At 46.3% G+C, this 21,853-nt stretch carries 20 protein-coding genes; 15 read left to right on the top strand and 5 right to left on the bottom strand.

Features of this window, described 5'->3' with window-relative positions:
• The first annotated feature begins 9 nt into the window (after positions 1 to 9).
• The 3 genes from NLG07_RS07565 to NLG07_RS07555 all read left to right on the top strand — a co-directional run bounded on the left by NLG07_RS07565 (position 10) and on the right by NLG07_RS07555 (position 5,279).
• Entirely contained in the window at positions 10 to 3,186 is a 3,177-nt protein-coding gene (locus NLG07_RS07565; protein WP_254854867.1) for an efflux RND transporter permease subunit, read from the top strand.
• A 117-nt stretch (positions 3,187 to 3,303) separates the two neighbouring features.
• Positions 3,304 to 4,299 carry an N-acetyltransferase DgcN gene (gene dgcN, locus NLG07_RS07560; protein ID WP_254854866.1) on the top strand — a complete coding sequence of 332 codons (996 nt, stop codon included), beginning with the start codon at positions 3,304 to 3,306 and terminating at the stop codon, positions 4,297 to 4,299.
• The gene (locus NLG07_RS07555) at positions 4,296 to 5,279 is read left to right on the top strand and encodes a dipeptide epimerase (RefSeq protein WP_254854865.1); all 984 of its coding nucleotides are present in this window, start codon (positions 4,296 to 4,298) and stop codon (positions 5,277 to 5,279) included. The genes dgcN and NLG07_RS07555 overlap by 4 nt, the downstream gene beginning before the upstream one ends.
• Positions 5,280 to 5,293: 14 nt before the next feature.
• Here the strand turns inward: NLG07_RS07555 and NLG07_RS07550 are convergent, their stop codons facing one another.
• The 3 genes from NLG07_RS07550 to NLG07_RS07540 all read right to left on the bottom strand — a co-directional run bounded on the left by NLG07_RS07550 (position 5,294) and on the right by NLG07_RS07540 (position 9,281).
• Positions 5,294 to 5,572 carry a pyrimidine/purine nucleoside phosphorylase gene (locus NLG07_RS07550; protein ID WP_254854864.1) on the bottom strand — a complete coding sequence of 93 codons (279 nt, stop codon included), beginning with the start codon at positions 5,570 to 5,572 and terminating at the stop codon, positions 5,294 to 5,296.
• 174 nt (positions 5,573 to 5,746) lie between these two features.
• The gene (locus NLG07_RS07545) at positions 5,747 to 6,421 is read right to left on the bottom strand and encodes a 2OG-Fe(II) oxygenase (protein ID WP_254854863.1); all 675 of its coding nucleotides are present in this window, start codon (positions 6,419 to 6,421) and stop codon (positions 5,747 to 5,749) included.
• A gap of 169 nt (positions 6,422 to 6,590) precedes the next feature.
• On the bottom strand, positions 6,591 to 9,281 hold the full coding sequence (locus NLG07_RS07540; RefSeq protein WP_254854862.1) for a TonB-dependent siderophore receptor: 2,691 nt from the start codon (positions 9,279 to 9,281) through the stop codon (positions 6,591 to 6,593).
• Between the two features lie 220 nt (positions 9,282 to 9,501).
• On the opposite strand from NLG07_RS07540, the gene NLG07_RS07535 reads away from it, so the two are divergent.
• The 8 genes from NLG07_RS07535 to NLG07_RS07500 all read left to right on the top strand — a co-directional run bounded on the left by NLG07_RS07535 (position 9,502) and on the right by NLG07_RS07500 (position 16,740).
• Positions 9,502 to 11,052, top strand: coding sequence for a bifunctional GNAT family N-acetyltransferase/carbon-nitrogen hydrolase family protein (locus NLG07_RS07535; protein ID WP_254854861.1), 1,551 nt, complete (start codon positions 9,502 to 9,504; stop codon positions 11,050 to 11,052).
• Positions 11,053 to 11,056: 4 nt separating this feature from the next.
• Positions 11,057 to 11,512, top strand: a complete 456-nt coding sequence (locus NLG07_RS07530) for a GNAT family N-acetyltransferase (protein WP_254854860.1) — start codon at positions 11,057 to 11,059, stop codon at positions 11,510 to 11,512.
• A 117-nt stretch (positions 11,513 to 11,629) separates the two neighbouring features.
• A complete protein-coding gene (gene hisF, locus NLG07_RS07525) occupies positions 11,630 to 12,409 on the top strand; it encodes an imidazole glycerol phosphate synthase subunit HisF (RefSeq protein ID WP_254854859.1) in 780 nt (259 codons plus the stop codon).
• A gap of 10 nt (positions 12,410 to 12,419) precedes the next feature.
• Positions 12,420 to 13,037: a bifunctional phosphoribosyl-AMP cyclohydrolase/phosphoribosyl-ATP diphosphatase HisIE gene (gene hisIE, locus NLG07_RS07520; protein WP_254854858.1), complete on the top strand. Its 618-nt coding sequence runs from the start codon at positions 12,420 to 12,422 to the stop codon at positions 13,035 to 13,037.
• Positions 13,038 to 13,047: 10 nt separating this feature from the next.
• Positions 13,048 to 13,650 (top strand): class I SAM-dependent methyltransferase, encoded by a 603-nt coding sequence (locus NLG07_RS07515; protein ID WP_254854857.1) that lies wholly within the window; start codon positions 13,048 to 13,050, stop codon positions 13,648 to 13,650.
• A 49-nt stretch (positions 13,651 to 13,699) separates the two neighbouring features.
• Positions 13,700 to 13,885: a hypothetical protein gene (locus tag NLG07_RS07510; protein WP_254854856.1), complete on the top strand. Its 186-nt coding sequence runs from the start codon at positions 13,700 to 13,702 to the stop codon at positions 13,883 to 13,885.
• 89 nt (positions 13,886 to 13,974) lie between these two features.
• The gene (locus tag NLG07_RS07505; RefSeq protein WP_254854855.1) at positions 13,975 to 16,002 is read left to right on the top strand and encodes an NADPH-dependent 2,4-dienoyl-CoA reductase; all 2,028 of its coding nucleotides are present in this window, start codon (positions 13,975 to 13,977) and stop codon (positions 16,000 to 16,002) included.
• Between the two features lie 72 nt (positions 16,003 to 16,074).
• Positions 16,075 to 16,740 (top strand): hypothetical protein, encoded by a 666-nt coding sequence (locus NLG07_RS07500; protein WP_254854854.1) that lies wholly within the window; start codon positions 16,075 to 16,077, stop codon positions 16,738 to 16,740.
• Between the two features lie 167 nt (positions 16,741 to 16,907).
• Here the strand turns inward: NLG07_RS07500 and NLG07_RS07495 are convergent, their stop codons facing one another.
• Positions 16,908 to 17,894, bottom strand: coding sequence for a phosphotransferase (locus NLG07_RS07495; RefSeq protein WP_254854853.1), 987 nt, complete (start codon positions 17,892 to 17,894; stop codon positions 16,908 to 16,910).
• A gap of 120 nt (positions 17,895 to 18,014) precedes the next feature.
• Here NLG07_RS07495 and NLG07_RS07490 point away from each other — a divergent pair, with 120 nt between their 5' ends.
• The 3 genes from NLG07_RS07490 (at position 18,015) to NLG07_RS07480 (ending at position 19,994) form a co-directional block, all read left to right on the top strand.
• Positions 18,015 to 18,302 carry a SemiSWEET transporter gene (locus tag NLG07_RS07490; RefSeq protein WP_254854852.1) on the top strand — a complete coding sequence of 96 codons (288 nt, stop codon included), beginning with the start codon at positions 18,015 to 18,017 and terminating at the stop codon, positions 18,300 to 18,302.
• Positions 18,303 to 18,476: 174 nt separating this feature from the next.
• Positions 18,477 to 18,917, top strand: coding sequence for an Hsp20 family protein (locus tag NLG07_RS07485; RefSeq protein WP_254854851.1), 441 nt, complete (start codon positions 18,477 to 18,479; stop codon positions 18,915 to 18,917).
• Between the two features lie 99 nt (positions 18,918 to 19,016).
• Positions 19,017 to 19,994 carry a hypothetical protein gene (locus tag NLG07_RS07480; protein ID WP_254854850.1) on the top strand — a complete coding sequence of 326 codons (978 nt, stop codon included), beginning with the start codon at positions 19,017 to 19,019 and terminating at the stop codon, positions 19,992 to 19,994.
• Here the strand turns inward: NLG07_RS07480 and NLG07_RS07475 are convergent, their stop codons facing one another.
• Entirely contained in the window at positions 19,995 to 20,390 is a 396-nt protein-coding gene (locus NLG07_RS07475) for an MAPEG family protein (RefSeq protein ID WP_254854849.1), read from the bottom strand.
• A gap of 105 nt (positions 20,391 to 20,495) precedes the next feature.
• Between NLG07_RS07475 and msrA the strand changes: the two genes are divergently transcribed.
• The gene (gene msrA, locus NLG07_RS07470) at positions 20,496 to 21,827 is read left to right on the top strand and encodes a peptide-methionine (S)-S-oxide reductase MsrA (protein WP_254854848.1); all 1,332 of its coding nucleotides are present in this window, start codon (positions 20,496 to 20,498) and stop codon (positions 21,825 to 21,827) included.
• Positions 21,828 to 21,853: the final 26 nt, after the last annotated feature.

The raw sequence follows: 21,853 nt of genomic DNA, 5'->3' as shown, positions 1-21,853 counted from the left end.
GGAGTTCTCATGAGCGATTTACCTAATTCACCCACCCAAGCCTCAGAGCCGGTATACCAAAAAGAAACCGGTTTAATAGCCTTTTTTGCCAACAATCCAGTGGCTGCCAATTTGATGATGGTGTTTATCATTGTTATGGGCTTAGTCAGTTACAACACCATTCAACGCCAGATGTTTCCGAACATCGAAATTAACTGGATCAACATTCAAGCCACCTATCCAGGCGCGGCTCCTCGTGAAATTGAAGAAAGTATTTTAATCAAAATCGAAGAAGCGATTAAAGATATTACCGAAGTCAAACAAAGTATTTCACGCTCGTTTCGCAACGGTGGCCGCATCAGCTTACGCATTCGCGAGGGTGAAGACATCAATGTGGTGTTAGACAAAATCCGTACTCGGGTTGACAGTATCGGTACCTTTCCGGCAGATATGGAGCCGATTCAGGTGACCCAAGCCGAGTTCCAGCAAGACGTGATTGAGATGTCTTTAGTGGGTGATTATCCATTAGAAAAACTCAAACCCGTTGCTTTGCAAATCGAAAACGAACTTCTGCAACTGCAGAATGTGTCCCTTGCCAGCGTCAGTGCACCGCAAGATGAAATTGCCATTGAAGTTTTACCGGATACTTTGCGTCAGTACAATCTAACCATTAATGATGTCTTAAATGCAGTACGACGCTATTCTGCGAACTTCTCAGCTGGTCAAGTTCGCACCGACGGCGGCACCATCGCCGTTCGAGTTGAAGAACAAATGTACAACGGCGAAGAGTTTCGCAACATCCCAGTGGTGATCGGCCATAATGGGGGTCGAGTGCTACTCAAAGAAGTCGCCACCATCAAAGATGGCTTCACCGAAGGCGAGCGCTATTTTAGCTACTCGGGTGATAATGCAATTTTTATGTCGGTTAAAGCCACCAAAACCCAAGATACGATCCCAGTCGCAGAAAGCGTCAAAGCGTATATCGAAAAGAAAAACTCAGAACTCCCCTCAGGCATGCAAATCAAGATCCTTGTAGACATGACCTATTATCTCAATGCGCGACTGGACATGATGTTAGGAAACTTGGTGCAAGGGGCAATTCTGGTTGCGTTAATGCTCACCTTGTTTTTGCGCTTTAAACTCGCCTTTTGGGTCATGGTCGGCTTACCAGTCTGTTTCTTAGGCGCAGCCATGATGATGCCGGTGTTTGGTGTCACCATTAATATTTTATCGTTATTTGCGTTCATCATGGTGCTGGGAATTGTGGTCGATGATGCCATCGTCATAGGAGAATCCGCCTACACTGAAATTGAACAAGACGGCGGCGGTGTGAATACGGTTGTGCGTGGTGCCAAACGCGTGGCGACCCCGGCCACATTTGGGGTGTTAACGACGATGGCGGTGTTTGCGCCGTTTGTTATGTCGTCCGGCCCAGAAGGCGCGTTCTTCTTTAATATTGCTGTCGTAGTGATCTTATGTTTGGCCTTTAGTTTGATTGAGTCGAAATTGATTTTGCCGGCGCATATTGCACACACCCACTTCAAACCACTCAAAGAAACCAGCTGGCGCCACAAATTTAATGGCGTGTACTTTGGTTTCATTAATGGTAAATACAAGCGTTTTATTGAGCGTTGTACGCATTGGCGCTGGTCGGTGTTTGCGGCGTTTACCGCGATTTTGCTGATCAGCTTTGGCCTGGTTCAAGCCAACTATGTGCGTATGGTACCGAACCCCAAGGTGCCACATGATTTTCCCTCGATCCGCATTGAGATGAGTGAGACCGTTTCAGATGCCACGACAGTGAATGCCATCAAAACCATTGAGCAAGTCGTGTTAGACGTCGATACTCAAATCGAAAAAGAGTACGGACAAAAGATGATCCGTGATTTACTCGCGTTTAATCAAGGACGTACCGATGGTCGCTTAGTGATCCCACTGGTCGATGAAGAGCTGCGCCCAATTGACACTTTTGAACTGGCGCGTCGCTGGCGAGAAGCCATGCCCGAAATTGCTGGCATGAAATCATTGAGTATTCAAGATGACGTCAATGGCGGCGGTCAGGATGGTGAATTTGGATACGCTATATATGGTGCAGATATCCCTACTCTCAATGCCGCAGGTCGTTACTTTATCGAGCTATTGCAACAGCAAAAAGGCTTGTTCGATATCAGCTCAACTATTGATCCTGCCAACAAAGAAATCCAAATGCGGTTGTTGCCTGTGGCTGAGCAACTGGGTTTAGATCTGTCGAGCATTGCTCGCCAAGTGGGCTTAAGCTTCTATGGCGGAGAAGCGCAACGGATCATTCGCAACGGCGAAGAAGTCAAAGTCATGGTGCGCTATCCACAACTCACGCGTGAACGCTTCTCCGATCTTAAATACACTTTGATCACAACCCCGCGTGGCGGAGAAGTGATGCTCGGCGATGTGGTGGAACTCATAGAAACCGAAGGCGTATCGTATATTCGTCGTGAATCAGGCTACCGTTCTGTATATGTTTGGGGCGCGATTGATGAGGAACAAGTCGAACCTAATGAAGTGGTGAAACAAATCAAAGATGAGTTATTGCCTCAGCTTTTCGAGCGATTCCCTAACGTCCGTACCGAACTTGGTGGCAGCATCGAAGAGCAACAAGCGCAACAAAACGAACAGATCATGTTTTTTGTTGCCGGGATGATATTGGTCTATATCTTACTCGCCGTACCGCTCAAAAGTTATGGGCAACCTCTGATCATCATGTCGGTGATCCCGTTTTCGATGACTGGGGCGATATGGGGCCATTTCTTATTAGGATTGGATTTGTCCATGATGTCGACGTTTGGTCTGATCGCCGCTGCAGGGGTTGTGATCAATGACTCCTTGGTCATGACGGATTTCATTAATCAACGTCGCAGACAAGGCACGGCCATCAAAGAAGCCGTCGTAGAGGCAGGCTGTGCGCGCTTCCGTGCCATTACGCTGACCTCAATCACGACGTTCTGTGGAGTCTTGCCCATCATGTTCGAAACCAGCTTACAAGCCTCCTTCGTGATCCCTATGGCCGTCGGACTAGGCTTCGCTGTAATGTATGCCACCCTAGTCACCTTGGTGCTCGTACCGTGTTTGTATTTGATTTTGCAAGACTTGAACAAACCGTTTAAGTGGGTATACCGAATAGTCACTAGCCCTTCTGGATTCGGTAAAAACACCAAGCCTAAGGTGATTTGAACGGATGAAATGAACGGATAAAGCTCTGCATTGCAGAGCTTTTATCCATTATCCTATTTACATCTCAGCATAGATAAAATACATTGCATTCATCACAAGTTAATAACGTCTTTTATCATGCAACTTACTCCCCCATATGCTGTTTACCTTGGCAACGCAACCGATATCCTTGGCCTCAAAATGGCCGCCAGTATTGCTTATTGGCGCCCAGAACTCTGCGTGGGTGAAATCAAAGGCCCAGACTGTACCGTTTCAACAGGATTGCAGTCACTCTCGCTTGAAGAAGCAGCTAAGGCCGGTGCAAAAACGTTTGTATTGGGGTTTAACAATGCCGGTGGGCACATTGACCCTGAGCATTTTGCGATCATTCAAGAAGCCATGGCGCTAGGCATGAATATTGTCAATGGTTTGCATGATAAACTCAGCGATCAAGCCGAGCTATCTAATGCTGCGGCTCAATATCACGTTGCGCTTCAAGATATACGCCATCCTACGACTCGCTATCACACAGGAAATGGCGCAAAACGCACCGGGAAACGCTTGTTAACGGTGGGCACAGATTGCTCTGTTGGCAAGATGTATTCTACCCTCGCCTTACACAAAGAGCTCGAAGCCCGAGGCCAGCCAGCCACGTTTCGTGCTACAGGCCAATGCGGGATATTGATTGCCGGAGAAGGCGTTGCCGTAGACTGTGTCGTGGCGGATTTTATCTCAGGTGCCATTGAAGCGCTGACTCCGGATAATGATCCAGCACATTGGGATGTCATTGAAGGACAAGGGTCGTTATTTCAACCGGCTTTTGCTGGCGTCACTATTGGTTTAATACACGGTGCGCAGCCCGATGCCATCGTGGTATGCCATGCATTAGGTCGCACTCACGTGCGCGGGTTGCCTGATTATGCACTACCGAGTATCACTGAGACCATCGACGTTAATTTATTACACGCCAGACGTACCAATCCCAATTGTCGTGTCGCTGGTATTTGTTTAAATACTTCTGCGGTGGATGAGCAGACGGCTTTACAAGCGTGCCAAGCCTATTCGGATGAAACGGGATTACCATGTGTTGATCCGGTACGACATGGCGTTGCGCCGATCATTGATCAATTATGATCGCAATCAGCCCCCATCCTCGACAATATCCCTTAAAGCGCGCCTTTAAAATTTCACGCGCAACGAAACATCATGCCGATGTTGTGGAGGTGGAATTGAGATTGGGTAAGGCAACCGGTCGCGGGGAATGCGTCCCCTATTCGCGCTACAACGAAACCCAGTCATCGGTCATTGAGCAAATCCAATCTCTTCAATTACCGGCTAACATCACTGATGCGTTTGTGGTATTAGATAAAATGCTCCCACCTGGCGCGGCTAAAAACGCAGTCAATTGTGCTCTGTGGGCATTGTGGGCCGAAACAGAACAATGTCCTTTGACCAAACTTCCCCCACTTGTCGAGCGTCTTCCTAAGCCCTTTGTTTATCCAGATTGCATCCAAACTTGCCGTACGATCAGCGTTGATAGCATTGACGTGATGACGCAGGAAACTCAAGCGTTAGGCCAGCCCAAATGGCTCAAAGTCAAACTCGATGCACATGACATCGTGGCCAAAATAACCCAAATTCACCAAATATCCCCCCAATCCACGCTCGTCATTGATGCCAACGAAGCCTGGTCTATTGAGTTACTCAATGAAGTGATCCAGGAACTTGAGTCATTGCCCATCGCGTTAATTGAACAACCCATCCCCGCAGGAATGGATGAGCAACTGGTGCATTACGCTGGCTCAATCCCCATTTGCGCCGATGAGTCGTGCCATACGCATGAAGATATCAAGCGTTTAGCCCATTTGTATCAAGCGTTTAATATCAAATTAGACAAATCAGGTGGATTAAGTGAAGCAATAAAGATGGTACATACCTGCCAAACACTTGAAAAAATCATCATGCTGGGCTGTATGGTTGGCACCTCCTTGGCGATGGCGCCAAGTGTGTTGCTCAGTACTTATGCATCGGTTATCGATTTAGACGGACCCGCTTTATTGGCCGAAGATAGCGCGCCATATTTTCAAATCAAGGGCAGTGATTTTTATACATAGCGCTTTTGCTAAGATTAACTATAGTAACAAAGATACGCCGTTGGCTCTGCGACCTTCACATCGAACGTCACATTGGCATCCACATTAAATTCGGTCCCCGCGGCAAACACTTGCCACTCAGTTGTATTTGGAAGGCGCACTTCTAATGCACCGTGTACGACGACCATGCGTTCTTTTTGGCTGGTACCAAATGCATACTCACCAGGACTCATCACGCCAGAGCTGACATGCCCTTCTGGTGCATCAAAACCAATCGAGATAACGTTGTCTTCAAAATATTTATTAATGTTCATGGATGATTATTCAACTGTAATGAATGAGGAGGCGGAGAATAACGAACCGCTACAAGGATTGCAATGGAATTCTATCTATCGCCAACCAAATGGTTAGTTAGTCATAGATCCAAATTACCGATATGACTATGCGCAGAAGGACTGAGTGTGGACTCAATTATGCCGCATAAAGCATCATCGGGACGGGTCAATTTGATTATTAATGGAAGTATTCAAGCGGAACCAGCCGGCGATAGAATAGCGGTCTTGAGTCGCCGGTAAGACCTCATGGGGAAACTCTTCACTTAAAAAAGTGACAATCGTACCCAGAGCTGGCGTCACTTTAATCCCCTCAACATCCCGATCATCTCGATATAAGACCAGTTCGCCTCCTGCAGCTAATGGCCAGTGTGGGTTGAGATAGACTACTATAGACAAGATTCGATTGGCTTGACCGTGAAACGCATCATAATGGCGCTTGTAGAACGCCCCTGGAGGATAGTGGGCAAAATGACTTTCGAACGAAAACAATCCTAAAAACAAGCGCCGATTGAGAAATGTCTGTAATTTTGCTGTCCAATTCAGCCAGATTTGACCGGCCTCAGACTCACCGGTGATCCAACTGATTTCATCCCGCCGCACAAAGTTATTTTGCTGAAAATCCAATGACCGGCCAATCCCAGCTTGCGAGAATTGGGATTGCAACATCGCTTGATTATGGCTGACTACTGGCGACAGGACAGCGTCGGGGAGCGCCATAGGCTGAATGCTAAACCCTTTGGCACGGATATCCGACGCAATGGCCGTAAACAAAATATCATCGATAGTACCATTATCACTGGGCAAATGCTGAGCTAGGTTGGTGTTCATAAGTGTGATTGCATCGTATTAAGCGATAAAAATTGGCGCGATTGTGCGCTCAAAATACCGATTGGGCAAGCACTATTTTTGATTCATATGGGACTGTGATTTGCACAAAAAAAACCGCCCTTCGTGTCACACAAAGGGCGGTATTCGCTTATCTAAATTCCTTTAGGAATTAGTAAGTAAAGCGCGCTTGTAAGTAGTATGCACCACCATTGAAGCCGAATGGGCTTGCTTCAGAGTACAACTGACCTAAGCTGCCTGCGCTTGGGTTTTTGTCAGGATACGTATCAAATAAGTTCTCAACACCCAATGCAATCACAGTGTTGTCATTTAATTGATAGTTTACTTCGACATCCACTAAGACTTCAGCACTGATGCCGTTGACACCATTGCCTGTATCATCCCAGCCACCGTAGTAGTTGGCGCGAACCATAGTGCGGAAGTCGCCTTGCGTGTGGTACCAAGATAAGTTGCCTTTGGTATTTGGTAGCAAATCTTCAATTGCTTGCACGCGGCCTGCACTGATTGGGTTCAATGTACCGACGTTGTCTACTTCAGTTTTGTTGTAGTTAAGCGCTAAGACAAGCTTAGATTCACCTTCACCCAATGCAAAGTCGTAGTTACCGACGATATCGATACCCGTTGTGGTCGTATCGAAGCTGTTTGAGAAGAAACGGAACTGTGACAAATCATCTAAACCGATGAAATCTTGGCGATTAATGATGCCACGCGCGTCTAAGTCAGTTAAGCCTTCAGATACGGTTGCATAGTTAGCGCCTGAGCCACCTGCGTAATTTAATGCATCAACGAAGCTGACGTTTGCACCCAATGCCACACGATCAGTTAATTCGATGTTGTAGTAATCCACTGTCCAATCGGTATCACCTAGGCTAAATGATGCGCCAAATGAGAAGTTCGTTGCATCTTCTGGGCCTAATGTTGGACGACCGTTACCCGCACTTTCGATAAAATCTGCAGCCAACTGACCGGCTGCTGAAGACAATGGCAAAGTACCTTGGTCAATCAACTGACCACCGACGTTTTGTGTTGTTACGTTGGTGATGTTCGCTTGTCCCGCAGTCGGTGCGTGGAAACCAGTTGAATAGGCTGCACGTAAACGCAAATCATCTGAAACATGATAGATACCTGCGACTTTAAAGTCCGTTGTGCTTCCAAACTCGCTGAAATCTTCACGACGTAATGCGGTTTGCATCGTCAAATGCTCAGTGACATCCGCTTCTAAGTCAACATAAAACGCAGTAGAGTCTTGTTTTGCAGAGGTTGAATTAGGGAAACCACCAAAGCCGTTTGAGCTTGATGAAAATCCTTGGCTGGCCAATGGACCTAATGCATAAGAAGCCTCATCGCCAGCATATAAGTCGAATTGCTCTTCGCGGTACTCAGCACCAAACGCCACGTTTAAGTCTGAATCAAAGCCCACATCATACGCAGTCACAAAGCTAGCGTTGAATTGCGTTTCCGTTTGCTTCTGGCCACCTGGTGTAAAATCACGTGGTGTTGCAGGACCTAACGATGCGTTGATGGTGTTCATGATGAAGAAATCAGAACGGTTTGAACCCGTTTGTGCACTGACATCATAGCTAATGCCGTTACCAATTTCTAAATCACCACGAATACCCACTACGATGGATTGGTCTTCATTATCCCCACCAAAACGCGGGACAAAGCCATTTGGAATGGTTTCTAAAAATGAGAAACAGTTATCATCTGCGGTCACTTGTGCCAAGAAGTCCGCGTCTGGAACAACACCATTAAGTGGAATACCGTCGATACAAGAAGAACCACCGTCCATGTCACCTACTAGTACGGATGCCACTGCATCTGCGTTGCTTGAAGCAAGACCGGTTGCCGGATCAACCATTGGACCGCGATAGACACCGCCACGGTTGGTTGGATTACGATAGAAGAAGCCACCTGTTACCGTGCGCTGTGCATAGTTACCGAATGCGTACAATTCAGCATTATCACTTAGCTCAATCGCTGAGTTGAAGAACAATTTCACATCATCTTCAACATCAGGTTGTCCCCAGTATTGAGGGACTTCATCAGTGTAACTATTGATGACAGAGAACTGATCAGTTACGACACCTGCGGCCACTAGGTTTTGTACATCATTACGAACAACAGAACGCACGGTGCCATCTACTTCACGGATTTCACCGGTGATGTTTAAGAAACCATTTTCACCCAGTGGTAAGCCAGCGTTTGCCGACACGACAAAATTATCACCGTCACCTTCGAAGGTTGAACCGTATTTTGCACTCAGTTCCAAACCTTCCGAATCATCGCGCAGGATAAAGTTTAATACCCCAGCGATGGCGTCTGAACCATATTGAGATGACGCGCCGTCACGCAATACTTCAACTTGCTTCAATGCCATAGATGGAATAGCAGAAATATCAACACCCTGTGCACCATCAGAAATACCACCACCTAAGAAAGAGATAACCGAACCACGGTGACGACGCTTGCCGTTGACAAGTACTAAAACGTTGTCAGGCGAAAGTCCACGCAAGTTCGCTGGACGAACGATGGTTGCCGCATCCGAGATAGGCTGAGTGTTGATATCGAATGAAGGTACCGAAGTACGCAACATGTCTTGCACGTCAGTTGACGCGTTTTGACGAAAATCTTCGCCCGAAATAACATCTACTGGTACCGGCGAGTCTTCTGCCGAACGACCAGAGATACGAGTCCCTGTAACAATGATTTTTTCGGTTTTTTCGACCGATTGTTCACTATCTTGTGCTACAGCAATAGCCGGTACACTTGCGGTAAAAGCAAGCGCACAACCTAGTGCGATAGCGGTTTTATTGAATTTGTTGTGAGTTTGTTGTTTCAAGAGTTTGTCTCCAGATAAATTATTGTTATGTAGTATGTAATGCAAAAATGATCTAAATTGCTTGTATTTTTACGTAAAAATCGAATAAAAGATCCTTTATTTGCATACGATTACAATCATACCTACTAAAGTACTATAGTCAACACAACTTTTGACTAAAATATATTGCAAAACAATATAAGTGGGAGTAGCTTTAAGCATCTCATTGCAAGGATCTTCTATGACCACTGACGCACCATACGATGATTCCGATCATCACCTTTTATTGCGCCACCTGACCAGTTCTGACTATCAAGCTGTTAATAAACTCCAAGGTCGTGTTTACCATGGATTAGGCGGTGCTTTTCGCCAACGTTCTTTTGAGTCCCAAATCAATACCTTCCCCGAAGGGCAGTTTTGTATAGAGGATAAAGGACAAATCGTTGCCGCTGCGTTTAGTGTCATTGTTGACTACGACAAATTTGGCGACAAACACACATACAATGAAATCACCGGCGATACCTATTTAACCACTCATGATCCAAATGGGGATGTGTTATACGGTGTGGAGTTTTTTGTGCACCCGGAATACCGCGGCATGCGCTTAGGACGTCGCTTGTATGAAGCGCGCAAAGAATTGTGCCGCAACTTAAACCTCAAATCGATTATGGCCGGGGGGCGTATTCCGAATTACCGGCAATATGCCGACTCCATGACGCCGTTTGAGTACATCCAACAAGTCAAAGAAAAAGAGATCCATGACCCGACCTTGTCTTTTCAACTCGCCAACGATTTTGAAGTCAAACAAGTACTCAAAGGCTATTTGCCAGAAGACAAAGAATCCTTAGGCTATGCAACCTTGTTACAATGGCACAACATGTATTATGAGGCCAAAACCCCAAGTCTGATTCAAAGCGATAAGTCCACTGCGCGAATTGCTTGCATTCAATGGCAAATGCGACATTTTGAAAGTGTTGAGGCGATGTTGCAACAAGTCGAATTCTTTGTCGATGCCGTGGCAGATTACAAGTGTGACTTGGCGATTTTTCCTGAGTTTTTTAACGCGCCACTGATGGGGTTAAGTCCTTCTGATCAGGCAATTGATGCGATTTGGCACTTGGCGGAGTACTCAGAGACCATTGTCAACGCAATGACTCAACTGGCTTTGAGTTACAACATTAATATTGTCGCCGGTTCGATACCCGTCATTGAAGACGATGAATTGGTCAACATTGCGTATTTTTGTCATCGCGATGGCCGGGTGGAAACCCAATACAAAATTCACCCCACCCCTCATGAAAAACAAGCCTGGCTCATGAAAGGCGGAGACAAACTCAATGTCTTTGATACGGATATTGGCAAGTTGGGTGTGTTGATTTGTTACGACATCGAGTTTCCAGAGCTAGCGCGTTTGTTATCCGAGCAAGAAATTAAGCTTCTGTGTGTGCCGTTTTGGACGGATACCAAAAATGGATATCTTCGGGTACGTCGTTGTGCCCAAGCTCGTGCTATCGAAAACGAGTGCTATGTTGCTATCGCTGGTTCTGTTGGGAATTTACCCCAAGTGGACAATGTAGACTTGCAATACGGGCAAAGCGCGGTGTTCTCGCCTTCGGATTTTGCTTTTGCACACGATGCAATTGTATCAGAAACCACGCCGAATACCGAGATGACCTTAATTGCTGATTTGGACTTTACTAAGCTAGCGCAATTGCAAAACGAAGGCTCGGTGCGTAACTTTTTAGACCGTCGTCGTGACCTATATCAAGTGGTATGGAAAGGAGAAAAATAACAATATGGTCAAATTTCGTTCTGCCACTCATGCTGACAAACAAATATTAGATGATTTTTTACAAGGTATCATTACGGCAGAGCGTCCCATGGACCACTCACTCGCGCCAGGTCACATTACCTATTACGATCCCATGGGATTTGTTGACGACCCTGAGGCTGTTCTCATCGTGGCAGAAATAGATGAGCGCGTTGTTGGTTGTGGTGCAGTTACCATAGAGCCTGCTAAACCCTATTTTAAATACGACAAGGTCGGCCATATCCAGATGATGTATGTGGTCCCAGAGCATCGAGGAAAAGGCATTAATCGCGGCGTGATGGATGCGCTGATTGCCTTCGCTACTGGGCGCGGCGTTGCTAACTTCAAGTTGACTGTGTACCCAGATAACGAAGGCGCCATTCGAGCGTATCAAAAATCCGGGTTTTACGCCGCGCTCATTGAAATGAGAATGCACCTTTAAACATGAGCATGACCATTGCTACGACCAGTCTCTTAGTGTCAGGTGATTGTCAGCCTTGGCCAAAAAACGTATCATATATCAATATATTTTAGAGTCGTTTCCCAAACGAGCATATTCATGTTAGCAAGACGCATCATTCCTTGTCTTGACGTTCGCGATGGCAAAGTTGTCAAAGGCGTCAAATTCCGCAATCACGAAATCATCGGTGACATCGTGCCACTGGCCGAAGGCTATGCGCAAGCCGGTGCCGATGAATTGGTTTTTTATGATATCACGGCATCCTCAGATGCCCGTGTGGTCGACAAGAGCTGGGTTGCTCGTATTGCTGAGGTGATTGATATTCCTTTTTGCGTGGCTGGTGGGATCAAATCCGTCGAAGATGCCGCTGCAATTTTATCCATGGGAGCGGACAAAATATCCATTAATTCACCTGCGCTGAGCAACCCAGATTTGATCACCGAAATGCATGATGCGTTTGGACAACAGTGTATTGTGATTGGCATTGACAGCCACTTCAATGACGCAACGGGCAAATACGAAGTGTATCAATTTACCGGCGATGAAACCCGTACCCAACAAACGGCATGGGAAACCGCCGATTGGGTCCGCGAAGTCCAACAGCGCGGCGCGGGCGAAATCGTACTCAACTGCATGAATCAAGACGGGGTGCGTCAAGGCTACGACATCACTCAATTGCGTGCGATCCGAGAGATTTGTAACGTACCACTCATTGCCTCTGGTGGCGCAGGTGCTGTGCATCATTTTGCAGATGTATTCAAATCCGCTGATGTCGATGGTGCTCTGGCTGCATCGGTATTTCACAAAGGTGTGATTGAGATTGCCGCACTCAAAACCTACTTACTCAACGAAGACATTATCATGAGGCCGCAAAGGTAAAGAACCCACTATGAAAATAGACAGCAGTAACACCAACGCCTTAGCATGGGCCAAAATGGACAACCTGATTCCTGCGATTGTACAAAATGCCGTGACCGGCAAAGTGCTGATGCAAGGTTACATGAACCAAGAGGCGTTAAATAAAACTCTTAAAACCGGACATGTGACGTTTTTTAGTCGCTCCAAACAGCGCCTTTGGACGAAGGGAGAAGAGTCAGGCAACACCTTGAACTTACACTCTGTCACCGCAGATTGTGACCAAGACAGCTTATTAGTGTTGGCTAACCCTGTTGGTCCAACTTGCCATACCGGTACCGAATCATGCTGGTTTGACGGACAAGCCACCGACTACACCTTTATTGCCGATTTAGAACAGCTCATTGCTTCTCGCAAAGGCGCCGACCCTTCTAGCTCGTACACCGCAAGCCTGTACAACAAGGGCATCAAACGCATCGCCCAAAAAGTCGGTGAAGAGGGCGTGGAAACCGCATTGGCTGCCACAGTCGCCGATTTGGAAGAGCTCAAAAACGAATCTGCGGATTTGATGTATCATTTGCTGGTATTGTTGCAAGCATCAGGTTTATCGATGCAAGATGTTGTCGGTATCTTGCGCGAGCGCCATAAATAAGCCGAATAAAATGACGCCCAAACAGATAGGTCAGGCGTACGATCAGATCACCCACTTATGGGAATCTGACGAATTTGACCGATCTAACGGCATTGCGCAACACCAACACGCACTGAGTTTTGCTGCCAATTATCATCGTGCGCTGGATATTGGCTGCGGGTGTACCAATCGCATCATTGATTTACTCAGCGCTGATTTTGACACGGTCGAAGGCTTAGATATATCAGCCAATATGCTGGACATTGCACGCGCCAAACGTCCAGATATCCTTTTTCATCATGCTGATTTTTTGCAATGGCAATCACCTCATCACTATGACTTTATGAGCTGTTGGGATGCTTTGTGGCATATTCCACTGGCGGACCAACCCAAGGCATTAACTAAAATACGCGACTTATTAGCGCCTGGCGGTGTGTGTATATTCTCTTTTGGTGGGCTTGAAGAGCCTGATAGTCATAGCAATAATTATATGGGCGTCAAAATGGCGTATGCAACACTTGGCATAAAAGGTTACCGTCGAATCATATCTGAGTGTCGTTGTATTGAACAAACATTAGAATTTGACCAAAATGGCGAAAAGCACTGTTTTATGGTTATTCAAAAACCGAGCTAAACCTTCCTCCCTTTTCACTCGTAGAAGAACAAAAATAGCCGAGTGAGTTATGCCTAAACGCACCTCCATCAAAGACGCCTCTCGTATTGAACGCGCCGAAGACCTCGATGAAATCGTCCAAGACAAACGCCAAAATTGGCGCGCCAACAACGCCAAAGCACGTCGCCGTCAACGTCGTTACAAACGAGTGTTAACGGATGCTTTGAAACATCAAACCTTTGATGAAGAAGAATAAGTTAATATGTGACTTTTTCATTTGCAAAGCGAGGTCAGACCACTTAATCTATAACACGGTTTTTACATTACTAAAATAAAGGCACCGACATGACGACAGCCACCGCCTACCCGCACCTATTTGAACCTTTGGATTTGGGTTTTACCACCTTAAAAAATCGTTGCCTCATGGGCTCTATGCATATTGGGCTAGAGGAACAGAAAGGTGGCTTTAAAAAGCTTGCAGCGTTTTACGCAGAACGCGCGGCTGCAGAAGTTGGCTTGATCGTGACCGGTGGCATTAGCCCGAATATTGAAGGCTGGTTAGGCCCCTTTGCTGCCCGCATGAGCAATATGCGCCATGCTAAAAAACACCGAGTCGTCACCGATGCTGTGCACCAAGCGGGTGGCAAAATCTGCATGCAAATCTTACATGCGGGTCGCTATGGTTATCATCCGCTGAATGTGTCGGCTTCAGCAGTCAAATCTCCGATTACGCCTTTTAAACCTAGAGCTTTATCTGAGCGCGGGATTAAACGCACCATCAAGGATTACGCAAATTGTGCTTATTATGCCCAGCAAGCTGGTTATGACGGTGTTGAAATCATGGGTTCGGAAGGCTATTTGATTAACCAGTTTTTCTGTGAGCGCACCAACAAGCGCACTGACGATTGGGGTGGCTCACTTGAAAATCGCGCGCGTCTTGCTGTAGAAATCGTGCGTCAAGTACGCGAAAAAGTCGGTAGCAACTTTATTATTATCTATCGTTTATCCATGCTGGATTTAGTCGAGGGTGGTGCGACGTATGATGAGGTCGTTTATCTAGGCAAAGCCATCGAGCAAGCTGGCGCCACGCTTATCAATACCGGCATTGGCTGGCATGAAGCGCGTATACCAACGATACAAACTTCGGTACCGCGCGCCGCATTTACTTGGATCACCGAGCGCGTCAAGCATGCCGTATCCATTCCGTTGATCACCACAAACCGCATCAATACCCCAGAAATTGCCGAATCTATCTTGGCAAAAGGCGAAGCCGATATGGTATCCATGGCCCGTCCGTTATTAGCTGATGGTGAATTCATGGCCAAAGCGAAGCGCGATGAAGCTGACTTGATCAATACCTGTATTGCCTGTAACCAAGCCTGCCTTGACCATGCGTTTGACCGAAAACGCGTCTCGTGTTTGGTTAATCCGCGCGCCTGTTATGAATCCGAGTTGTTATTTAAACAAGTCGTGACGCCAAAAAAACTTGCCGTGGTTGGCGCAGGCCCCGCCGGCTTATCCTTTGCTAGCTATGCCGCTGAACGCGGCCATGAAGTCCACCTGTATGACAGTGCGAGTGAAATCGGCGGTCAATTTAATTACGCCAAACAAATACCGGGCAAAGAAGAGTTTTATGAAACATTGCGTTATTTTGACAAACGCATGGCTAAAGCGGGCGTTACTGTGCACCTCAACACCCGAGTATCACAAGCAACCTTTGCCGACACTGGTTTTGATGAAATCATTCTTGCGACAGGGATTAGCCCGCGCAAAGTGGACATTGAAGGCATCGACCATCCCAAAGTCTTGAGCTACCTGGATGTGCTACGCGATAAAGTCGAGGTCGGCCAAAAAGTCGCGGTGATTGGGGCTGGCGGTATTGGGTTTGATGTCAGCGAGTATTTATTAAACGAGCGTAGCCTCACGGTGGATTTGGACGCATGGCTGGCGCATTGGGGCATTGATAAACAATATCAAACCGCCGGTGCATTGGCCGTCGCTGCACATGAGCCGCCTATACGTGATATTTATTTGTTACAGCGTAAAACCAGTAAAGTCGGTGCAGGGCTTGGTAAAACCAGTGGCTGGATCCATCGCACCTCGCTCAAAAATCACGGCGTCAAAATGCTCAACGGCGTATCATATGACCGTATTAACGATGACGGCTTGCACATCACGGTCAACGAAAAGCAACAAACACTCGACGTTGACCATGTGGTGATTTGTGCTGGGCAAGAGCCCTTGCGTGAACTCGAAACCGAGATGCTGGCGCTCAATATTCCAGTGCATGTCATTGGAGGCGCATTCGTGGCGGCTGAACTAGATGCAAAGGCAGCGATTCGACAAGGGGCGGAATTAGCCAACGCGATCTAAATGGCCGTTGCAATTGCTCATTTTCGGACATTCTTGCGTATATAAATTAATTCAAATTGAAACTAAGCCAGTATGAAGCAACTACTCAGCAAGTTATTCTCCCCTGCCCCAAGAACCAAAGATACGTCAGATATCCTTGCTAAAGCCTATGAGGAAAGTCACTACAAGTCATTATGGCAAGACACCGGCGAAGTGATGTATTTGTTTGATACAATCAAGTTAAGTTTTGAAAGTCAGCGTGGCCCAGTGACGTATGAAAAACTCTCTATTGAGGATGTGCAGGATATTTTGCAAGACATCGCAAGTAGTAACTCGCCCTCAATGACGCTTAAAACCACAGCGGAGCAAACCGCAGAGATCCGCATCACGCTGTGTGGCATTACGTGGCAAACTTTCAACGGCAAACTGCGTGCGATGGCGATCCCCGATGCGGCAGTGTTGCGCAGTACCTCACCCTGCTTTAGCAAATCCCAAGCGGTATTTAAACACGCCGATTTGATGGCCAATATCGATAGTGATTTATTGTTTTTGCCTAATCAAACCAATGTCTTTAACTATTTTGATGTGTCGGTCGCGGATTATTTTGCGCAGCTCAAAGCCATTAATCAGCGCTTTAGTCAAAATAAAGACCATTTGATTTGTTTAAACAAAGAAAACTACGACGCGCCGTTTACTGAGCATGAAACCGAGCGCTTGGCGCTGTTGAATATCAGTAATGAGTTGCCTGATCGGAGTTAAGTCATACTTTTTACACTCCCTCAAGAATAAACTCCACCAATCGCCTCACTCTCAATGGCACATACTGAAGCTGCGGCAGCGCAGATTCAGTTATCAGATTTGCAGTGGCAAGCGTTGAATGAAGTGTCGACCTTGCCGGACAGCTATCCCTGCTCCATGATCTGCGCTTACGGCATGGGGTAATGAGCTAACAAATCCAGTCCCCTTTGTGTTTGCCTAGCGCTGTAGCCATGCAGTTTATGGTGGCTAGGCGACCACCCTTCTAAGAACCTTGAAAAATCCGCCCAAGCGACGGGGGTTAACGCGCGCCATTCACTTTCCAACGCGTCCCAGTGTTTGACAATGTATGGTTCAGGCAAGGCATTTTTTAATGCCGCAAAATAACTATCAAACGCAGCGTCAGCTGTCACCTCAAGCTCGCTTTCCGTCAAGCAGCTCCCAAGAAAATACATGACATCCACCACGCCAACACCCGCGCCCACATATTGAAAATCCAAGGCTAAGCAGCGCGCATCGCTGAAACAGAAATTAGCGACTTTGGCATCGCCGTGCAACAACGTCTGATATTGCGCACTCTCTAGCAAGGCATTTAATGCATTTGCCTGACGTTTTAATTCTCCATCAGCCATGGTGGCATATTCATCTTGACGCGTGGCGAGGTGCCAATAGTTCCCGCGCGACCACAATGTTTGATCCCAAGGATGCAGCAAAAAATATGCGTGAAAACGCGCCAACCAATGAAGGCATTGCGTAAAGCGCGTATTATTTAATTGATGATAGCGCTGGTCATACCCCGCCGCATCGACATCTTGCAACAGCATCACCATCGCGTCAGCACTATTCACGGTATCCAGCCACTGTGGCACAGCAGCAACGTCTTGCAAATCAGACGCGTGGCTTTGATAAAAAGTCTGTTCATTGATAAAGGATGAAAGCTTGCGTTCATGCGAGGTTTGCCCGGCCCAGCCGCGTGGGTGGTGCGGCATGGCTTTGTTATTGACAAGCTTAGCGATGATGGGTGTGTCATCTTGCATAAAACGCACAATCGCCCCGTAGCCACTCCACAGGCTTTGTACGATTTGTATATTTTTGATATGAGATGACTCAAATCCAAAACTGAATCGCAATAATGAGGATATATCTTCAATGTTCATCGTGGAATTGTATCTGAATACCTATTCATTCTCAGCAATTAATGACGTGTTGGATGAAATAAGCTATAGTCAATAAAGAAGAACTTAATCGTTTAAGCGATTTAAATTTAAGGACACCTTATGTCAGAATACGTATTTTACATCGGCTATGTTGCCGCAGCCTGTACCTCCATGTCTTTCTTGCCACAGGCAATCAAAGTCATCAAAACCAACGACACGGAAAGCTTGTCCATTGGCATGTATTCGGTCTTTACCTTTGGCGTGTTGTGCTGGCTACTCTACGGCGTAGTATTAATGGATTGGCCGATGATTATTGCAAACGTGATCACCTTTACTTTAGCCGGTATTATTCTGGCTCTAAAAGTGAAACACACATTTTTTGCAAAAAAAATCACAAAAACCCCTTGAAGAATTTTTCATAGTCCCTAAATAGTAATTGTCGGTGCTCAACAGAGGCCGACTTACCAACTAGGTAAACAACGCCGCCGAGTTAGCGCACACAGGTCTTAAAAGAGACGTGGTTAACATACCGGGGCACACAATTTAAAACTTTACATATTGCTTAATAGGAAGGATATGACTATGAGAACTATCGATTTATCTCCACTTTACCGTTCATTTATCGGTTCTGATCACTTAGCCGCATTAGTTGATGCCGCTGCCCGCAACGAAAAACAAGCCAGCTACCCCCCATACAACATTGAATTGTTGGGTGACGATAAATATCGCATCACGATGGCCGTTGCTGGATTTGGTCAGGACAATATTGAGATTACCGTACAAGAAAATACACTCATCGTCTCTGGCAAAAACGACGCGCCAAAAGACGAAGCGGAACGTAAATTCTTGCACAAAGGCATTTCAGAGCGCAGCTTTGAGCGCAAATTCCAACTCGGCGACAACGTCAAAGTACTTGCCGCTGATATGGAGCATGGTTTACTCCACATTGATTTGGAGCGCATCATTCCAGAAGCAGAAAAGCCGCGCAAAATTGAGATTGGCTCGCGTTTAATCGAGAATTAACCACTCTCACAATTCATGTATGTTTTCCCCAATCAATGCCCGCTTTTCGCGGGCATTTTTTATGTGATATGATGAACAAAAAAACAGACCCATCTCATTATGTTGCCACAACCATCCTCGAGTTTTACTTCACCCAAATGGATGACGCGATTGCAAACACAGCTATCAAACGCTGTCATGCACATTAAGCTCTATATTCGAGAACTGTCTTTTGTGCGCTGGGCAAAGCAATATACTCCCTCTCAATTATTCTACTTTGCGGCGATGCTGTGCTTATTGCTTGCGATGTTCGATAGTGGCAATATCTTATTGATAATAACTATGGTATTGGCCTTCGCTGGTTTCATAAGAGAGCTGTTAAACCTATTTCAAAAAGTCTGGGCGACCACAATTGGCAAAAGCTTTATCTTGATTTTGTACGCCAGTACTGCGAATCTCGCCTTGGCGTTCGCTGCACTCAAAATCAATCAAGTCACCGGTGTTGAGCCGACGCCATTTGTTTTTACCTTGGGCTTTACCACATTGGTGCTGATGCCATTTTGGATCGCAGTGAGCCACATTTTGATATTTTTGGTGGGATTGATACTGGCCAACCTGTGGTTGTTCTTGAGTTTGCCCTTGAAGCTCTTTGGCATCCAATTAAAAGTACACTGGGAAGATACCAAAAACGCCATCATCACAATGCTGTTTCGCATTATTTTGATCCCAGTGGTGATTTCTGGATTGGTCACAGTGATTACCCCATATTTAGCCAGTTCAGTTAACGCAACTGGGTTTGAGGTCGCAATGATGTCAGAACAAGACCGTCCACTGGAACTGTCATTATCTGAAAATCCAACTGAAAATGATGGACAAGAACACCTAGAAGACATGCAAGCAACCGGTCAATTCATCGATAAAGCCATTGCGACATTCATCTTTCACTTTGAAGCCTACCCATACAGCATGTGCCAAAAAGCCGAAAATGAACGTACGGTTGTGTTGGATGATTTTTCGATTTTACTCATCACAGAAGATGAGAATCAGCCGCTTGGCTATTCCTATCGCGTTGCGAAATGCCGCTATACTTATGAGTAATTAATACAAAATCACAATATTGGCGACGGCCAACACGACAATGCAGGCAAAAGTTGCTAGCATTCCCCATACGCGTTGCCAGGAAGGTCCTGGATGGTGGCGCAACCCATACGCATGCGCAAGGCGTCCAAACACTAACAACATGGCGCAAGCGTGGAGGACATAAGCATTGATGGCGTTAAGCTCTGCGATCGCTAACAACAACACCGCCATGGGCACATATTCAGTAAAGTTGCCAAATGCGCGAGAAGTGCGTTGCAAATATGGCAACTCCTCTACGTTGCCATCACCAAGGCTCACGCGCCCTGTACGCCGCTCACGAATAACGAGAATGGACAAATAAACCAAAATGATACCTAAAATGCTGGTATAAAAGCCGGTAATAGGAAGTGACATAGAATTTCCCTTAGGATTGCGATCTTATTATTCTGTGGCACTGTAATGAAATAACACACCACTTACAACTGTCTTTATCATTAAGCCTAGTTGAGGAAAGTAACAATGCAGAAGATTTTATCCGTTTTATCGTTTGCTATCGTCGCAGCAGTGTTAGTTTGGTTCTCTATGCCTCAAGCTTTCAGCACGTCCACCTCGAGTCATAGCGAGCAGAGCAAAATACAGCAAATATCCCTATCCGAAGATTTGCCAATGAGTATTGAGTCCGACACCTTGGTATTAGGACTCGGCTGTTTCTGGGGTGCGGAGAAACGCTTTGAGGCCATGCCTGGCGTGATTAATGTCGTCTCAGGTTATGCGGATGGTCGCGGCTTTGCTCCGACCTATCGCAACATCACACAAGCCCAACATCGATTTAATGACGATAATTACGCAGAAGTGATTCAGATTGAGTACAACCCTTCGCAAATCAGCACAGAAACCTTGCTCAAAGCCTTTTATGAAATGCACGATCCGACTCAGGCAAATCGCCAAGGCAATGATATAGGTACCCAATATCGCTCAACCATTTTATATACCAATGACGCTCAAAAAGCCATTGCGCAACAAGTCACTCAGGCCTTTCAACCTCTGTTGACCAAAGCTGGCTACGGTACTATTCAAACCAAAATAAAAGCACTGGATGTGTTTCATCCAGCTGAGGAATATCATCAAGACTATATCGCCAAAAACCCCAACGGCTACTGCCCTGATCATTCCACAGGGGTGCGTTTTGACGGAAGCGTGACACAAGTTGCCAAAATTGATAATCAAGCCTTATTACAAGGACAACACATTGTTGTCATTGATTCTCCCGACTGTCCGTATTGTGACAAGTTTAAAGCGGATGTCGCAGATGCTTATCAGGGCTCTATACCGATGCATTTCCGTCGCGCTGAACAACTTGAAGGCTTAACTGTTAAAAGCCCAACCTGGGCGACACCAACCTTGCTATTTATGCAGGACGGCGAAGAGGTGCACGGCGTACAAGGTTATGTTGCGCCGGATAAATTTTATCAATTACTCGGAGCCTTTAAGCTTGGCGATAGCGAGGCGTTTGATGTGGCATTTAACAAAGGCACAGATGCGCGTTTTTGCCGACAATATGAAGAGTTTAAAAATGTCGGCTCTGGGGTATTTATTGATACCTTATCCGGAGCGCCTCTGTTTGATACCGATTATCAATTTAACTCGGGGTCTGGCTGGTTATCGTTTACCGAAGCGGTCAAAGATAGCGTTACCTATCATCAAGACCTGTCCTACGGCATGGTCCGTACCGAGATTAAAGCGGCTAAATCAGGTATTCATCTAGGTCATGTGTTTGATGATGGCCCTAATGGCAAGCCTCGTTATTGCATTAATGCGACGGTATTGGAGTTTCGTCCGAGAACCAGTTAACTTGAAAAACGGTTTTGCCTAACATC

The sequence above is a fragment of the Alteromonas sp. LMIT006 genome, assembly GCF_024300645.1.
Taxonomy (GTDB): Bacteria; Pseudomonadota; Gammaproteobacteria; order Enterobacterales; family Alteromonadaceae; genus Opacimonas; species Opacimonas immobilis.
The sequence above is the reverse complement of the archived record's forward strand: the minus strand, read 5'-3'. Positions and strand labels throughout refer to the sequence as shown.

What these genes read in the sequence shown, in the direction of transcription:
- NLG07_RS07550 (WP_254854864.1), bottom strand. Translation starts at nt 5,572, where the DNA reads ATGAACATTAATAAATATTTTGAAGACAACGTTATCTCGATTGGTTTT.
- NLG07_RS07505 (WP_254854855.1), top strand. Translation starts at nt 13,975, where the DNA reads ATGACGACAGCCACCGCCTACCCGCACCTATTTGAACCTTTGGATTTG.
- NLG07_RS07495 (WP_254854853.1), bottom strand. Translation starts at nt 17,894, where the DNA reads ATGAACATTGAAGATATATCCTCATTATTGCGATTCAGTTTTGGATTT.
- NLG07_RS07490 (WP_254854852.1), top strand. Translation starts at nt 18,015, where the DNA reads ATGTCAGAATACGTATTTTACATCGGCTATGTTGCCGCAGCCTGTACC.
- NLG07_RS07545 (WP_254854863.1), bottom strand. Translation starts at nt 6,421, where the DNA reads ATGAACACCAACCTAGCTCAGCATTTGCCCAGTGATAATGGTACTATC.
- NLG07_RS07500 (WP_254854854.1), top strand. Translation starts at nt 16,075, where the DNA reads ATGAAGCAACTACTCAGCAAGTTATTCTCCCCTGCCCCAAGAACCAAA.
- NLG07_RS07510 (WP_254854856.1), top strand. Translation starts at nt 13,700, where the DNA reads ATGCCTAAACGCACCTCCATCAAAGACGCCTCTCGTATTGAACGCGCC.
- NLG07_RS07515 (WP_254854857.1), top strand. Translation starts at nt 13,048, where the DNA reads ATGACGCCCAAACAGATAGGTCAGGCGTACGATCAGATCACCCACTTA.
- NLG07_RS07485 (WP_254854851.1), top strand. Translation starts at nt 18,477, where the DNA reads ATGAGAACTATCGATTTATCTCCACTTTACCGTTCATTTATCGGTTCT.
- NLG07_RS07480 (WP_254854850.1), top strand. Translation starts at nt 19,017, where the DNA reads ATGTTGCCACAACCATCCTCGAGTTTTACTTCACCCAAATGGATGACG.
- NLG07_RS07555 (WP_254854865.1), top strand. Translation starts at nt 4,296, where the DNA reads ATGATCGCAATCAGCCCCCATCCTCGACAATATCCCTTAAAGCGCGCC.
- msrA (WP_254854848.1), top strand. Translation starts at nt 20,496, where the DNA reads ATGCAGAAGATTTTATCCGTTTTATCGTTTGCTATCGTCGCAGCAGTG.
- NLG07_RS07530 (WP_254854860.1), top strand. Translation starts at nt 11,057, where the DNA reads ATGGTCAAATTTCGTTCTGCCACTCATGCTGACAAACAAATATTAGAT.
- NLG07_RS07475 (WP_254854849.1), bottom strand. Translation starts at nt 20,390, where the DNA reads ATGTCACTTCCTATTACCGGCTTTTATACCAGCATTTTAGGTATCATT.
- hisIE (WP_254854858.1), top strand. Translation starts at nt 12,420, where the DNA reads ATGAAAATAGACAGCAGTAACACCAACGCCTTAGCATGGGCCAAAATG.
- hisF (WP_254854859.1), top strand. Translation starts at nt 11,630, where the DNA reads ATGTTAGCAAGACGCATCATTCCTTGTCTTGACGTTCGCGATGGCAAA.
- dgcN (WP_254854866.1), top strand. Translation starts at nt 3,304, where the DNA reads ATGCAACTTACTCCCCCATATGCTGTTTACCTTGGCAACGCAACCGAT.
- NLG07_RS07535 (WP_254854861.1), top strand. Translation starts at nt 9,502, where the DNA reads ATGACCACTGACGCACCATACGATGATTCCGATCATCACCTTTTATTG.
- NLG07_RS07565 (WP_254854867.1), top strand. Translation starts at nt 10, where the DNA reads ATGAGCGATTTACCTAATTCACCCACCCAAGCCTCAGAGCCGGTATAC.